This window comes from Streptomyces sp. NPDC019531 (assembly GCF_044903305.1).
Lineage (GTDB): Bacteria > Actinomycetota > Actinomycetes > Streptomycetales > Streptomycetaceae > Streptomyces.
Map to the genome: position 1 here is coordinate 106117 of NZ_JBJDQL010000019.1, position 14043 is coordinate 120159.

The window sequence follows — 14043 nt, forward strand, 5'->3', positions numbered from 1 at the left end:
CCCGTCACCGCTAACCCCGCACACCGCACAGGTGCAGCAACGCCGCCACCCCCCGGTACGGATCCGTCCGCCCCGCCCGCTCCTCGCAGGCCAGCAGTCTCTCCACGTCGGCCGGGACCTCCGCCCCGTCCTCCACGGTGTCGGTGAAGACCCGTACGCCGTACCAGGCCTGGAGCGGTGCCCCGATACCGGCGAGCGTGGCGGTCAGCGTGCTCAGCCGGTCGGCCCGTACGTCCAGCCCCAGCCGGTTCGTGTACGACACGGAGTCGAAGGCGCCCAGCGCGCCGGCCCAGTCCGCGTGCAGGCCCGGCCGCATCGCCAACGCGTCCGCGTTGCGCACGAGCAGCGACAGCAGCCCGCCCGGCGCGAGCATCCGCGCCAGCCCCGCAAGCAGCGGATCGGGCTCCTCGACGTACATGAGCACTCCGTGGCACAGCACCACGTCGAAGCTGCCCGGCAGGAAGTGCACCCCGGTGTCCCGGCCGTCGCTCTGCACCAGCCGTACCCGCTCCCGGATCCCCTCCGGCTCGGCGGAGAGCGCCTCCCGGGCCGCGGAGATCATATTCGGGTCCTGTTCGACACCGGTCACCTGATGCCCGGCGCGGGCCAGCCGCAGGGCCTGCGTGCCCTGGCCCATCCCCACGTCGAGCACCCGCAGCCGCTGCCCGACCGGGTACCGGCCGACTATCTGCTCGTCGAGCTGCCGGGCCACCAGCTCCTGTCGTACGACGTTCCGCAGCCCGCCCAGCTTGTCCAGCCAGGCATCAGCCGCACCCCCGGAGAAAGACGTCGTACTCAGGGCCGCTCTCCGCGCTTGACCTGCGGCTTCGGCAGCCGGAGGCGACGCATCTGGAGGGAGCGCATGAGGGCGTAGGCGACCGCGCCCTTCCGGTTGTGGTCCGGGAAGCGCTCGGCGAGCTGCTTCTTCAGCCGGAAGCCGTTGAGGATCGCGTCCAGCACGATGAGCACGATCACGACGAGCCACAGCAGCAGGGCGATGCTCTGCAGCGCGCCCACCCGCACCATGCTCAGCACGAGGATGACCACGGCCATCGGCAGGAAGAACTCGGCGACGTTGAACCGCGAGTCGATGAAGTCGCGGGCGAACTTGCGGACCGGGCCCTTGTCGCGCGCGGGGAGGTACCGCTCGTCGCCGCCGGCCAGCGCCTGGCGCTGCTTGTCGAGGGCCGCACGACGATCATCGCGCTGGCGCTTGGAGGCCTCCTTGCGCGTCGTCGGCGTGTTGGCGACGCTGCGGCGCTGGGACTGGGCGTCACTGCGCTTGGGCGTGGGCCGACCCTTGGGGGCCTGCGGGTCACGGGTCTGCTTGGAGTCGGTCAGCGACGTCTGGTCGACGGCTGCCTTCTCGTCCTTGGTGGCACGGCTACGGAACACAAAACCCAAGGGTAAGGGGTGTCCGGGGTTGGGCCCCAGTCCCGTGGGGAACGATCCGGCAACACCAGTCGTCATGTAGGGGGACAGAGGGGACGTCCGGTGATCGGTTGCTCACCCTGAAGGTCACCTACTCCTTACGCCGGAGCAAGGGATTGGTCAGTCGTCCTTGGGGATGAGCGCATCCGTCCCGGAACAGTGCGTCAATGGATGCAGGGCCCGTACTGTGGGTTCTGTTGCAGAGCTGGAGCTGGAAGTCCGTCAGAAGGGGGCGCGCGAAGCCCATGAGCGGTGTCATGAAGCGTATGGGGATGATCTTCCGCGCGAAGGCGAACAAGGCCCTTGACCGGGCCGAGGACCCGCGCGAAACCCTCGATTACTCGTACCAGAAACAGCTGGAGCTGCTCCAGAAGGTGCGCCGGGGCGTGGCCGACGTGGCCACCTCGCGCAAGCGCCTGGAACTCCAGCTGAACCAGCTGCAGTCGCAGTCCTCGAAGCTGGAGGACCAGGGACGTAAGGCGCTCGCGCTGGGCCGGGAGGACCTGGCCCGCGAGGCCCTCTCCCGCCGCGCCGCGCTCCAGCAGCAGGTGACCGACCTGGAGACCCAGCACTCCACGCTGCAGGGCGAGGAGGAGAAGCTCACCCTTGCGGCCCAGCGCCTCCAGGCCAAGGTGGACGCCTTCCGCACGAAGAAGGAGACCATCAAGGCCACGTACACCGCGGCCCAGGCCCAGACCCGGATCGGCGAGGCCTTCTCCGGCATCTCCGAGGAGATGGGCGACGTGGGCCTGGCGATTCAGCGCGCCGAGGACAAGACGGCGCAGCTCCAGGCGCGGGCGGGCGCGATCGACGAACTGCTCGCCTCGGGTGCCCTCGACGATCAGTCCGGCATGCACAAGGACGACATCCAGGCCGAGCTGGACCGCCTCTCCGGTGGTACGGATGTAGAGCTGGAACTGCAGCGCATGAAGGCGGAGCTGGCGGGAGGTTCCTCGTCGCAGCAGGCGATCGAGGGCGGTACCGGCCAGTCGCAGTCCCAGCAGCAGGACACCCCACGCTTCGACAAGCAGTAGGGCCCACGCCGAGGAGGGCGACATGATCGTACGGATCATGGGGGAGGGTCAGGTGAGGCTGGCCGACAGCCACCTCGCCGACCTGAACAAACTGGACGACGAGCTGTTGGCCGAGATGGAGAACGGCGACGGCCCAGGCTTCCGCCGCACCCTCCAAGCCCTCCTCGCCCGAGTCCGAGAACTGGGCACCCCGCTCCCCGACGACTCGCTGGAACCCTCCGAACTGATCCTCCCGTCCGAGGACGCGACCCTGGAGGAAGTCCGGGACCTGCTGAGCGACGACGGGTTGATCCCGGGCTGACGGTGCCTTCCTGGTCATTGGCCCGCATCATCGGCCAGGCTGAGCCGTCCCGAGCCCCCACCCAGCTCCGGGGGGCTCGGCTTCTTCGGGCGCGCGTGCTCTCTCGATGCCGGTCCAGGACATTCCGGCCCGTCTGGGGGTGCCCCCCTGGGGGAGCTTGAGGAACGGTCGCCGCACGCCGGTCGCGCAACCGGATACGTACAGGTAGCCCCCGTTCCGCCCCCGGCAGGGCCCCCGTACTGTTCAGGAGTGAGCCGCACCGTCGACCGCGCCCACCACCACCTCAAGGCGCACCCCCTGGCCCTGGACGCCGTCCTCGCGGCGGGCGTCCTCGCCTGTATGGTGGCCGGCTCCTTCGTGGCACCCCACGAGAAGGACGCCGTCAGCTGGAGCCTCCGCACCCCGGCCCTCCTCAGCCTGGTCCTCATGGCCCTGGGCGCCATCGCCCTGGTCTTCCGCCGCCGAGCCCCTCTCACGGTCCTGGCCCTCACCGGCACCGTCTCCCTGATCGAGTCCGTCACCGGCGACCCCCGAGCCCCCGTCGCCATGTCCGCGGTCATCGCCCTCTTCACGGTCGCCTCCACCACCGACCGCCCCACCACCTGGCGGGTCGGCCTGCTCACCATGACCGTGCTCACCGGCGCCGCGATGCTCGCGGGACCACAGCCCTGGTACGCCCAGGAGAACCTCGGCATCTTCGCCTGGACCGGTATCGGCGCCACCGCCGGCGACGCCGTCCGCAGTCGCCGCGCCTTCGTCCGGGCCATCCGGGAGCGCGCCGAGAAGGCCGAACGCACCCGCGAGGAGGAGGCCCGTCGCCGCGTCGCCGAGGAACGCCTCCGGATCGCCCGCGACCTGCACGACGTCGTCGCCCACCACATCGCCCTGGTCAACGTGCAGGCGGGCGTGGCCGCGCACGTCATGGACAAGCGCCCCGACCAGGCCAAGGAGGCCCTCGCCCACGTACGCGAGGCCAGCCGCTCCGCGCTCAACGAACTCCGTGCCACGGTCGGCCTGTTGAGGCAGTCCGGCGACCCGGAGGCGCCCACCGAACCCGCCCCCGGCCTCGCCCGGCTCGACGAACTCGTCGGCACCTTCCGCAGCGCGGGCCAGCACGTCGAGGTCGCCCGCGCCGACCACGGCACCACCCTCCCCGCCGCCGTCGACCTGGCCGCCTACCGGGTCATCCAGGAAGCCCTCACCAACGTCCGGAAGCACGCCGGGGCGGAGGCGAAGGCCGAGGTCAGCGTCGTACGCGTGGGCCCCGACGTGGAGATCACGGTCCTCGACAACGGCACCGGCGAGGACGGCACCCCCGACAGCGGCGGCGGTCACGGCCTCCTCGGTATGCGCGAGCGCGTCACCGCCCTGCGCGGCACCCTCACCACCGGTCCCCGCTACGGAGGCGGTTTCCGCGTCCATGCGATCCTGCCGGTGAAGACCCGCACCGCAGCAAGGGACGAACCGGGGGACCCCGTATGACGATCCGTGTCCTGCTCGCCGACGACCAGGCGCTTCTGCGCAGCGCCTTCCGTGTGCTCGTCGACTCGGAGCCGGACATGGAGGTGGTCGGCGAGGCGTCCGACGGCGCCGAGGCCGTCCGGCTGACCAAGCAGGAGCGCGCCGACGTCGTCCTCATGGACATCCGGATGCCCGGCACGGACGGTCTCGCGGCCACCCGCATGATCAGTGCGGACTCTTCCCTCGCCCACGTACGCGTGGTCATCCTGACGACCTTCGAGGTCGACGACTACGTCGTGCAGTCCCTGCGTGCCGGCGCCTCCGGCTTCCTCGGCAAGGGCAGCGAGCCCGAGGAGCTGCTGAGTGCCATCCGGGTCGCGGCCGGCGGTGAGGCCCTGCTGTCCCCGGCCGCCACCAAGGGCCTGATCGCCCGCTTCCTCGCCCAGGGCGACGCGGGCGACGAGCACGACCCGGTCCGTTCCGAACGCCTCGCCGCCCTCACCCACCGCGAGCGCGAGGTCCTCGTCCAGGTCGCCGGCGGCCACTCCAACGACGAGATCGCCGAGCGTCTGGCGGTCAGCCCGCTCACCGTCAAGACACATGTCAACCGGGCCATGGCCAAGCTGGGCGCGCGGGACCGGGCCCAGCTCGTGGTGATCGCGTACGAGTCGGGGCTGGTACGTCCAAGGGTGGAGTGAGCTCGACCCTCCCGTACTGCGCCCGGAGTAGGCGCCGTATAAGGAAATGGTCCTGGGGGCTACGGATCACCTCACATGAGTGCCACAGGGTTGAGAGGCCATTCTGCCGCTCACGGAATTGAGAACCCTGACCCATGTCCTGGTTGTCCAGGTTCAGCCTCGCGCAACGGGCCCTGACAGGCCTGATGTCCCTCATCGCGATCGCGTTCGGCGCGATCGCGATCCCGCAGCTGAAACAGCAGCTCCTGCCCACCATCGAACTGCCGATGGTGTCGGTGATCGCGCCCTACCAGGGCGCCGCCCCCGACGTCGTCGAGAAGCAGGTCGTCGAGCCCATCGAGAACAACCTCGAAGCCGTCGACGGCATCTCCGGCGTGACCTCCACGGCGAGCGAGGGCAACGCCGTGATCATGGCGTCCTTCGACTACGGCAACGACACCAAGCAGCTCGTCGCCGACGTCCAGCTGGCCGTCAACCGGGCCCGGCTCCCGGACGACGTGGACCCGCAGGTCGTCGCCGGTTCCACGGACGACATGCCGACGGTCGTCCTCGCCGTCACCTCGGACAAGGACCAGCAGGCCCTCGCGGACCAGCTGGACCGGACCGTCGTACCGGATCTGAAGAACATCGAAGGCGTCGGCCAGGTCACCGTCAGCGGTGTCCGTGACCTCCAGGTCTCCGTCACCCCGGACGACGGGAAGCTCGCGGCCGCCGGGCTGACCACCCAGTCCCTCGCCCAGGCCCTCCAGGCGGGCGGCGCGACCGTCCCGGCCGGCTCATTCGACGAGGGCGGCGCCAACCGTACGGTCCAGGTGGGCGGTGGCTTCACCTCCGTCGAGCAGATCCGCGACCTCGTGATCACCGGCAAGAAGCCGGTCCGCCTGGGGGACCTCGCCACCGTCGAGCAGACGCAGGCCCCGGCCGACTCCATCACCCGCACCGACGGCAGGCCCAGCCTCTCCGTCGCGGTCACCATGGACCACGACGGCAGCGCGGTCGCCATCTCGGACGCGGTCGAGGACAAGCTGCCCGACCTGCGGGGGGATCTCGGCTCCGGCGCCACCATCACGGTCGTCAGTGACCAGGGCCCGGCCGTCTCGAAGGCCATCTCCGGCCTGACCACCGAGGGCGCGCTCGGCCTGCTTTTCGCGGTCCTGGTGATCCTGGTCTTCCTGGCCTCGGTCCGCTCGACGCTGGTGACGGCGGTCTCCATCCCGCTCTCCGTGCTCCTGGCCCTGATCGTCCTGTGGACCCGCGACCTGTCCCTCAACATGCTGACGCTGGGCGCGCTGACCATCGCCATCGGCCGGGTCGTCGACGACTCCATCGTCGTACTGGAGAACATCAAGCGGCACCTCGGCTACGGCGAGGAGCGCAGGTCCGCGATCCTCGACGCCGTCCGTGAAGTGGCCGGGGCGGTCACCTCCTCGACGCTCACCACGGTCGCCGTCTTCCTGCCGATCGGCCTGGTCGGCGGCATGGTGGGCGCGCTGTTCGGCGCGTTCAGCCTGACCGTCACGGCGGCCCTGCTGGCCTCGCTGCTGGTGTCCCTGACGGTCGTCCCGGTGCTGTCGTACTGGTTCCTGCGCGCCCCGAAGGGCACACCGGAGGACGCGGACGAGGCACGCCGGATGGCGGAGGAGAAGGAGGCGAGGAGCAGGCTCCAGCGCCTCTACGTCCCCGTCCTGCGCTTCGCGACGCGGCGCCGTCTGACCAGCGTGCTGCTGGCGGGCGTGATCCTGATCGGCACCTTCGGCATGGCCCCGCTCCTCAAGACCAACTTCTTCGACCAGGGCGAGCAGGAAGTCCTCACCGTCAAGCAGGAGTTGAAGCCCGGCACCAGTCTGGCGGCGACCGACGCCCAGGCGAGGAAGGTAGAGAAGCTGCTCGCCGGCACGAAGGGCGTCAAGGACTACCAGGTCACCATCGGCTCCTCCGGCTTCATGGCGGCCTTCGGCGGCGGCACGGACACCAACCAGGCGTCCTACCAGGTGATGCTGGCCGACTCGGCGACGTACGACGAGGTCCAGGACGCCATCGAGGCGGGCCTGAAGAAGCTCGACGGCATCGGTACGACGACCGTCGCGGCCGGTGACGGCTTCGGCAGCCAGGACCTCAGCGTGGTCGTGAAGGCGGCCGACGCGGGCGTTCTGCGCGAGGCGTCCGAGCAGGTGCGCAAGACGGTGGCCGGCCTGGACGACGTCACGGACGTCACCAGCGACCTGGCGCAGAGCGTGCCCCGGATCTCGGTGAAGGCGAACGACAAGGCCGCGGCGGAGGGCTTCGACGACCAGACTCTGGGCGCCGCGGTCACCCAGGCGGTCAAGGGCACCACGGCCGGCCAGGCGACCCTGGACGACACCGAGCGCGACATCGTCATCAGGTCGGCGAAGCCGGCGGCGACCCTGGACGAGCTGCGGAACCTGCGGCTCGGCCCGGTGAGGCTGGGGGACATCGCCACGGTGAAGCTGGTGGACGGCCCGGTGTCGATGACCAGGATCGACGGCCAGCGGGCCGCCACGATCACGGCGAAACCGACGGGCGACAACACCGGTGCGGTGAGCGCGGACCTCACGTCCGAGCTCGACGCGCTGAAGCTCCCGCAGGGTGCCACGGCCGCGATCGGCGGTGTCACCTCGGACCAGGACTCCGCGTTCAAGAACCTGGGCCTGGCGATGCTGGCGGCGATCGCGATCGTCTTCATGCTGCTGGTCGGGACCTTCCGCTCACTGGCCCAGCCACTGATCCTCCTGGTCTCGATCCCCTTCGCGGCGACGGGCGCGATCGGTCTCCTGATCGTCACCGGCACCCCGATGGGCGTCCCGGCGATGATCGGCATGCTGATGCTCATCGGCATCGTGGTGACCAACGCGATCGTGCTGATCGACCTGATCAACCAGTACCGGAAACAGGGGTACGGCGTCGTCGAGGCCGTGGTGGAAGGCGGTCGTCACCGCCTCCGCCCGATCCTGATGACAGCGCTGGCGACGATCTTCGCGCTCCTCCCGATGGCGTTGGGCGTCACAGGAGAAGGCGGCTTCATCGCCCAGCCGCTCGCGGTGGTCGTGATCGGCGGCCTGATCACCTCGACCCTCCTGACCCTTCTCCTGGTCCCGACGCTCTACACCATGCTGGAGCTCCGCAAGGAGCGCCGGGCGAAGAAGCGGGCGGCGAAGAAGGGCGGCCTTCCCGCACAGCCGACGCAGGCCGCGGAGGAACCTGAACCGGCGGGCGTATGACACCGCCGAACATTTTCTCGTGGCGATGTCGAGAACCCGTGCCCCGCTCCGTCCCGGTGGTGAGAGCGACCACAATGGGTCGCATCAGGACCGAGGAGAGACACCATGGCCAAGTACTTGCTGCTGAAGCACTACCGTGGCGCCCCGGCTGCGGCCAACGACGTGCCCATGGAGCAGTGGACGCAGGAGGAGATCTCGGCGCATGTGCAGTACATGCGGGACTTCGCGGACCGGCTGGAGAAGACCGGGGAGTACGTCGACGGGCAGGCGCTCGCTCCCGAGGGGGAGTGGGTCAGGTACGACGGTGAGGGGCGCCCTCCGGTCACCGACGGGCCGTTCGCCGAGACCAAGGACCTCATCGCCGGCTGGATGATCATCGACGTCGACAGCCACGAGCGGGCCGTCGAACTGGCCGGCGAGCTGTCGGCGGCCCCGGGGGCCGGCGGGAAGCCGATCCACGAGTGGCTGGAGCTGCGTCCGTTCCTCGCCGCGGCGCCCAACGTCGCGGACTGCCATGCCGGTGGATGAGGCACTCCTCAGGAGCCTCACACCGAGTGTGCTGACCGTCCTCGTCCGCCGCGGAGCAGACTTCGCGGCGGCCGAGGACGCCGTCCAGGACGCGCTCGTCGAGGCGGTCCGGGTCTGGCCGGCCGACCCACCGCGGGACGCGAAGGGCTGGCTGATCACCGTGGCCTGGCGGAAGTTCCTCGACCAGACCCGCGCGGACACCGCCCGCCGCCGACGTGAGGACCGTGTCGAGGAGGAGCCGGCGCCCGGTCCCACCCCTGCCGTTGACGACACGCTTCAGCTCTACTTCCTGTGCGCCCACCCCTCGCTCACCCCGTCCTCCGCCGTCGCCCTCACCCTGCGCGCCGTCGGCGGCCTCACCACCCGGCAGATCGCCCAGGCCTACCTGGTGCCCGAGGCGACCATGGCCCAGCGGATCAGCCGGGCCAAGCGCACGGTCTCCGGGGTGCGCTTCGACCGCCCCGGCGACGTCGCCACCGTGCTGCGCGTCCTCTACCTGGTCTTCAACGAGGGCTACTCCGGCGATGTCGACCTCGCCGCCGAGGCCATCCGCCTCACCCGGCAGCTCGCCGCCGTCATCGACCACCCCGAGGTCGCAGGCCTGCTCGCCCTCATGCTTCTCCACCACGCCCGACGGGCCTCCCGCACCTCCCCCGACGGCGGCCTGGTCCCGCTCGCCGACCAGGACCGCTCCCGCTGGGACACCGCGGCGATCGCCGAGGGTGTGGAGATCCTGCAGGGGGCGCTCGCCCGCGACCGGCTGGGCGAGTTCCAGGCCCAGGCCGCCATCGCCGCCCTGCACGCCGACGCGCGCACCGCCGAGGAGACCGACTGGGTGCAGATCGTCGAGTGGTACGACGAACTCGCCGCCCTGACCGACAGCCCCGTCGTCCGCCTCAACCGCGCGGTCGCCGTGGGCGAGGCCGACGGCCCCCGCGCGGGCCTGGCCGCGCTGGCCGCGATCGAGGACTCCGTGCCCCGCCGCACCGCGGTCGAGGCCCACCTCCGCGAACGCGACGGCGACCTGACGACCGCGGCACGCCTGTATGCCGAGGCCGCCCACAAGGCCCCCAACCTCGCCGAACGCGACTACCTGACCCGCCAGGCCGCCCGGCTCAACACCCACCTGAGCCGCTGACCTCCACCTCGGCGGAGCCCGTCACTCCCGTTACATATGCTGTGGCCTCGGACTGCCGTGCATCGGGAAGGGGATTCGGGCGTGCCGCTCCACAAGGACGACCCGAAGTCGGTCGGCGGGTACAAACTGGTCGACCGGCTCGGCGCCGGTGGCATGGGCATCGTCTACCGGGGCAGGTCCCGGTCCGGGCGCGAGGTCGCCGTGAAGGTCGTGCACGCCCAGCACGCCGAGAACAAGGTCTTCCGGGCCCGTTTCCGCCAGGAGATCGAGTCCGTCCGCAAGGTCAGCGGCGCCTTCACCGCACCGGTCGTGGACGCCGACCCCGAGGCGGTACGGCCCTGGATGGCCACCCAGTACGTACCCGGCCGCTCCCTCGCCGACCGGATCCGTGAGCGGGGCGAACTGAAGGACACCGAGCTGCGGCAGCTGGCCCTCGGGTTGGTGGAGGCGCTGCGGGACATCCACCGGGCCGGTGTCGTGCACCGCGACCTCAAGCCCGCCAACGTCCTGATGGCCGGGGACGGCCCCCGCGTCATCGACTTCGGCATCTCCCGCGCCGCCGAGAACCACAACACCCTCACCGAGACCGGGCAGATGATCGGCACCCCGCCCTTCATGTCCCCGGAACAGTTCACCGACGCCCGCACGGTCGGGCCCGCCTCGGACGTCTTCTCGCTCGGCGCGTTGCTGGTGTTCTCCACCACAGGACGCGGTCCTTTCGACACCGACAGCCCCTATCTGACCGCCTTCCGGGTCGTCCACGAGGCCCCCGTTCTCGACGGCGTGGCACAGCCGCTGCGCGCGATCCTGGAACGCTGTCTGGCCAAGGACCCCGCGGAACGTCCCGAACTCGAACAACTGGCGAAGGAGTTCGCGGACGTCCTGCCCGAACCCGACCCCGCCGACCCGGGCACCGTGACGCTGCGCCCGGATGCGCCGCGGGCCGTCGAGCAGACCTACGCCGGGGCCGACCCGGGAGCGGTGACGAAGTTCCCACGGTCCCGCCGCCGACGCCGCCGGGTCCGCCCACTGCTGCTGACGGCCGGCACGGCGGGCGCGGTGGCCCTGGGTCTGCTCTGGTACGTGCGCTTCGGACCGGGGTTCTCGGACAGCCCCCAGCCGGCGAGCGCCTCCCCGACCGCGGCGTCCCGGTGGGCGGCGGTCCCCACCGGCTGGCAGCCCTGGCAGACGACGATGTTCAAGACGGCACCACGCGGCGAGACCAAGCCCCTGGGGCAGGGGCCCGATTTCGGGAGCGACGCCACCTGCGGGACGTACGAGGACGCGGTCTACTGCGCGGGCCTCAACATCCTTCCGGTACGACTGGACGGCCGTACCGGCGAAACCGTCTGGCGTTCCCCCCTCGCCTCCGCCGACTCCGCCGGGACCGAGCAGAACAGCTTCACGCTCCTCGGCGTGCAGGACGGCGCGGTGCTCGTCCGGCAGGCCGTCTACAAGGGCGCGTCCGTGGCGGGGACCAGTTTCGTCGCCCTCGACGCGAAGAGCGGCGACCAGCTGTGGGCCCGCAAGGTGAACGACACGAGCGTCGAGCTGACCATGGCCGACGGTCTCGTCCTGACCACCGACAGTACCGGCCGGCTGGCGACGGCCCGCGACCTCCGCACCGGCACCGACCGCTGGACCGTGCAGCTGCCTGCCGAGGACTACTGCCAGTTCCTGGCGGTCGGCACCGGCCTGTACGAGTACTGCTTCCCGGACGACGAGTCCCAGGCGGCCGAGTTCGTGGAGCTGAACCGGACCGACGGGTCGGTGGTCCGGCGTCTGGAGACCCCGAACAGGAGCGGTCTGCTCGGCACCGTCGACGGCCGCCTGGTCTTCGTGGTCGCGGGCGCGGGCAGCGGTCCGGCGCGCCCCGAGGACGACCTGACATTCGGCGAGATCCTGCTGACCGACCCGAAAACCGGCGTCGCCACCACGAGGAAGCTGACGAAGAGCTACGAGGGCACGGTGACGCTGGCCGCCGACACCCTGTTGATCGCCGAGGCCGACGGCAAGGTGACCGCCCTGTCCCCGCTGACCGGCAAGGAGCTGTGGCAGACCGGCACCAGCGTCGAGGGCTCGGGACGGCTCACCTACGACTCCCGCACCCGCACCCTGTACCTGGCCAGCCCCAGCGGCCGGGTCGCGGCTCTCGACGCCCGCAAGGGCACGCTGCTGTGGGAGACGGGCGCACACGCCGAACACCTCGCCAGCAGCGAAACGGTCAGGGCTGAGGTGCTGCTGTACGGCGGCGCGCTGGTCGTGAGCACCCCGGACGGCACCGTCTTCAGCCTCGACCCGGCTCACCCCGGACAGAACCCGGGGTGAGCGGGCCGCACGGCGGTCCTACGGCAGCGCCAGCATCCGCTCCAGCGCCAGCTTCGCGAACGCCTCGGTCTCCCTGTCGACCTCGATCCGGTTGACGAGCTTGCCCTCGGCCAGCGACTCCAGGGCCCAGACCAGATGGGGCAGGTCGATGCGGTTCATGGTCGAGCAGAAGCAGACCGTCTTGTCCAGGAAGACGATCTCCTTGCCCTCGGGGGCGAAACGGTTCGCGAGCCGTCGTACGAGATTGAGCTCGGTGCCGATGGCCCACTTCGAGCCGGCCGGGGCCGCCTCCAGCGCCTTGATGATGTACTCGGTCGAGCCGACGTAGTCAGCCGCGGCCACGACCTCGTGCTTGCACTCCGGGTGCACGAGGACGTTCACGCCGGGGATCCGGGCCCGCACGTCCTCCACCGACTCCAGCGAGAAGCGGCCGTGCACCGAGCAGTGGCCGCGCCACAGGATCATCTTCGCGTCGCGCAGCTGCTCGGCGGTCAGGCCGCCGTTCGGCTTGTGCGGGTTGTAGACGACACAGTCCTCCAGGGACATCCCCATGTCGCGGACCGCGGTGTTGCGCCCGAGGTGCTGGTCGGGCAGGAAGAGGACCTTGTCGCCCTGCTCGAAGGCCCACTCCAGGGCACGTTTCGCGTTCGACGAGGTGCAGATCAGGCCGCCGTGCTTGCCCGTGAACGCCTTGATGTCCGCGGAGGAGTTCATGTACGACACCGGCACGACCTGCTCGGCTATGCCGGCCTCGGTGAGCGCGTCCCAGCACTCGGCGACCTGCTCGGCGGTGGCCATGTCGGCCATGGAGCACCCGGCGGCCAGATCCGGCAGCACGACCTTCTGGTCGTCGGAGGTGAGGATGTCCGCGGACTCGGCCATGAAGTGCACACCGCAGAACACGATGTACTCGGCCTCCGGGCGGGCGGCCGCGTCCCGGGCCAGCTTGAAGGAGTCGCCCGTGACGTCGGCGAACTGGATGACCTCGTCACGCTGGTAGTGGTGGCCGAGGACGAACACCTTCTCGCCGAGCTTCTCCTTGGCCGCGCGGGCGCGCTCGACCAGGTCGGGGTCGGACGGCGACGGCAGATCGCCGGGACACTCGACGCCCCGCTCACTCCTCGGGTCGGCCTCACGGCCGAGCAACAACAGGGCGAGCGGAGTCGGCTGTACGTCGAGCTCCGTGGTCTGGGCGGTGGTCACGACACGCACCCTTTCTACTTTTCGTCTAACTGACGTTATCTATCATAACCCGGTTCACGTCACTTTGACGATGGTCATAACGTCGATGTGACGTGAATCCCGAAACGGGGCGCACGGGGCCGGGATACGGCCTGGACGCGGCATTTTCTGCTCACCGCCGCATGTGCGAGCATGAAGAAGGCGCCGGAAAACCGGCGTCCGGCCCGGAATGAATCCGCGGCCTTGCCGGTTGCACCAGTCGGCAAGCAGTCTCCGTACAACCCGGGAGAGATGTAGATGTCCGTATCGGACGAGACCGGCACCGTCACCGACGGCATCATCCTGTCCGACGCCGCCGCGGCGAAGGTCAAGGCCCTGCTCGACCAGGAAGGCCGTGACGACCTGGCCCTGCGCGTCGCCGTTCAGCCCGGCGGCTGCTCCGGCCTGCGTTACCAGCTCTTCTTCGACGAGCGTTCCCTCGACGGCGACGTCGTCAAGGACTTCGGTGGCGTCAAGGTCGTCACCGACCGCATGAGCGCCCCGTACCTGGGCGGCGCGTCCATCGACTTCGTGGACACGATCGAGAAGCAGGGCTTCACGATCGACAACCCGAACGCGACCGGCTCCTGCGCCTGCGGCGACTCCTTCAGCTAAGAGGCCCCAAGCGCGAGAAGGCGGCGGCCCCCTCCGACAGGGCCGCCGC

At 70.3% G+C, this 14043-nt stretch carries 12 protein-coding genes; 9 read left to right on the top strand and 3 right to left on the bottom strand.

Going from position 1 to position 14043, the window contains the following annotated elements; all coding sequences use genetic code 11:
* Nucleotides 1-10: 10 nt before the first annotated feature.
* Both ACI2L1_RS22635 and ACI2L1_RS22640 read right to left on the bottom strand, forming a co-directional pair.
* Complete coding sequence (locus tag ACI2L1_RS22635) at nucleotides 11-712, bottom strand: class I SAM-dependent methyltransferase (RefSeq protein WP_404741144.1); 702 nt, start codon at nucleotides 710-712, stop codon at nucleotides 11-13.
* Nucleotides 713-795: 83 nt separating this feature from the next.
* On the bottom strand, nucleotides 796-1470 hold the full coding sequence (locus ACI2L1_RS22640; RefSeq protein WP_404741145.1) for a DUF3043 domain-containing protein: 675 nt from the start codon (nucleotides 1468-1470) through the stop codon (nucleotides 796-798).
* A gap of 218 nt (nucleotides 1471-1688) precedes the next feature.
* On the opposite strand from ACI2L1_RS22640, the gene ACI2L1_RS22645 reads away from it, so the two are divergent.
* From ACI2L1_RS22645 to ACI2L1_RS22680, 8 genes are all read left to right on the top strand, one after another.
* Nucleotides 1689-2465 (top strand): PspA/IM30 family protein, encoded by a 777-nt coding sequence (locus ACI2L1_RS22645; RefSeq protein WP_404741146.1) that lies wholly within the window; start codon nucleotides 1689-1691, stop codon nucleotides 2463-2465.
* A gap of 22 nt (nucleotides 2466-2487) precedes the next feature.
* Nucleotides 2488-2766 carry a hypothetical protein gene (locus tag ACI2L1_RS22650; RefSeq protein WP_362661902.1) on the top strand — a complete coding sequence of 93 codons (279 nt, stop codon included), beginning with the start codon at nucleotides 2488-2490 and terminating at the stop codon, nucleotides 2764-2766.
* 249 nt (nucleotides 2767-3015) lie between these two features.
* Nucleotides 3016-4248: a sensor histidine kinase gene (locus tag ACI2L1_RS22655; protein WP_404741147.1), complete on the top strand. Its 1233-nt coding sequence runs from the start codon at nucleotides 3016-3018 to the stop codon at nucleotides 4246-4248.
* Nucleotides 4245-4925, top strand: a complete 681-nt coding sequence (locus ACI2L1_RS22660; RefSeq protein WP_404741148.1) for a response regulator — start codon at nucleotides 4245-4247, stop codon at nucleotides 4923-4925. Before ACI2L1_RS22655 ends, ACI2L1_RS22660 begins: the two co-directional genes overlap by 4 nt.
* Nucleotides 4926-5059: 134 nt before the next feature.
* Complete coding sequence (locus ACI2L1_RS22665) at nucleotides 5060-8164, top strand: efflux RND transporter permease subunit (protein ID WP_404741149.1); 3105 nt, start codon at nucleotides 5060-5062, stop codon at nucleotides 8162-8164.
* 105 nt (nucleotides 8165-8269) lie between these two features.
* Nucleotides 8270-8692, top strand: coding sequence for a YciI family protein (locus ACI2L1_RS22670; RefSeq protein ID WP_404741150.1), 423 nt, complete (start codon nucleotides 8270-8272; stop codon nucleotides 8690-8692).
* On the top strand, nucleotides 8685-9830 hold the full coding sequence (locus ACI2L1_RS22675; protein ID WP_404741151.1) for an RNA polymerase sigma factor: 1146 nt from the start codon (nucleotides 8685-8687) through the stop codon (nucleotides 9828-9830). The genes ACI2L1_RS22670 and ACI2L1_RS22675 overlap by 8 nt, the downstream gene beginning before the upstream one ends.
* A gap of 81 nt (nucleotides 9831-9911) precedes the next feature.
* A complete protein-coding gene (locus tag ACI2L1_RS22680; RefSeq protein ID WP_404741152.1) occupies nucleotides 9912-12158 on the top strand; it encodes a protein kinase in 2247 nt (748 codons plus the stop codon).
* Between the two features lie 18 nt (nucleotides 12159-12176).
* Here ACI2L1_RS22680 and nadA read toward each other — a convergent pair whose 3' ends face one another.
* Complete coding sequence (gene nadA, locus ACI2L1_RS22685; protein WP_404741153.1) at nucleotides 12177-13361, bottom strand: quinolinate synthase NadA; 1185 nt, start codon at nucleotides 13359-13361, stop codon at nucleotides 12177-12179.
* 276 nt (nucleotides 13362-13637) lie between these two features.
* Between nadA and ACI2L1_RS22690 the strand changes: the two genes are divergently transcribed.
* Nucleotides 13638-13994: an iron-sulfur cluster assembly accessory protein gene (locus ACI2L1_RS22690; protein WP_020137379.1), complete on the top strand. Its 357-nt coding sequence runs from the start codon at nucleotides 13638-13640 to the stop codon at nucleotides 13992-13994.
* Nucleotides 13995-14043 lie beyond the last annotated feature (49 nt).

Bases quoted from the DNA above. Each gene is read 5' to 3' on its own strand.
- ACI2L1_RS22640 (WP_404741145.1), bottom strand. From the start codon at position 1,470: ATGACGACTGGTGTTGCCGGATCGTTCCCCACGGGACTGGGGCCCAAC.
- ACI2L1_RS22645 (WP_404741146.1), top strand. From the start codon at position 1,689: ATGAAGCGTATGGGGATGATCTTCCGCGCGAAGGCGAACAAGGCCCTT.
- ACI2L1_RS22650 (WP_362661902.1), top strand. From the start codon at position 2,488: ATGATCGTACGGATCATGGGGGAGGGTCAGGTGAGGCTGGCCGACAGC.
- ACI2L1_RS22660 (WP_404741148.1), top strand. From the start codon at position 4,245: ATGACGATCCGTGTCCTGCTCGCCGACGACCAGGCGCTTCTGCGCAGC.
- ACI2L1_RS22665 (WP_404741149.1), top strand. From the start codon at position 5,060: ATGTCCTGGTTGTCCAGGTTCAGCCTCGCGCAACGGGCCCTGACAGGC.
- ACI2L1_RS22670 (WP_404741150.1), top strand. From the start codon at position 8,270: ATGGCCAAGTACTTGCTGCTGAAGCACTACCGTGGCGCCCCGGCTGCG.
- ACI2L1_RS22690 (WP_020137379.1), top strand. From the start codon at position 13,638: ATGTCCGTATCGGACGAGACCGGCACCGTCACCGACGGCATCATCCTG.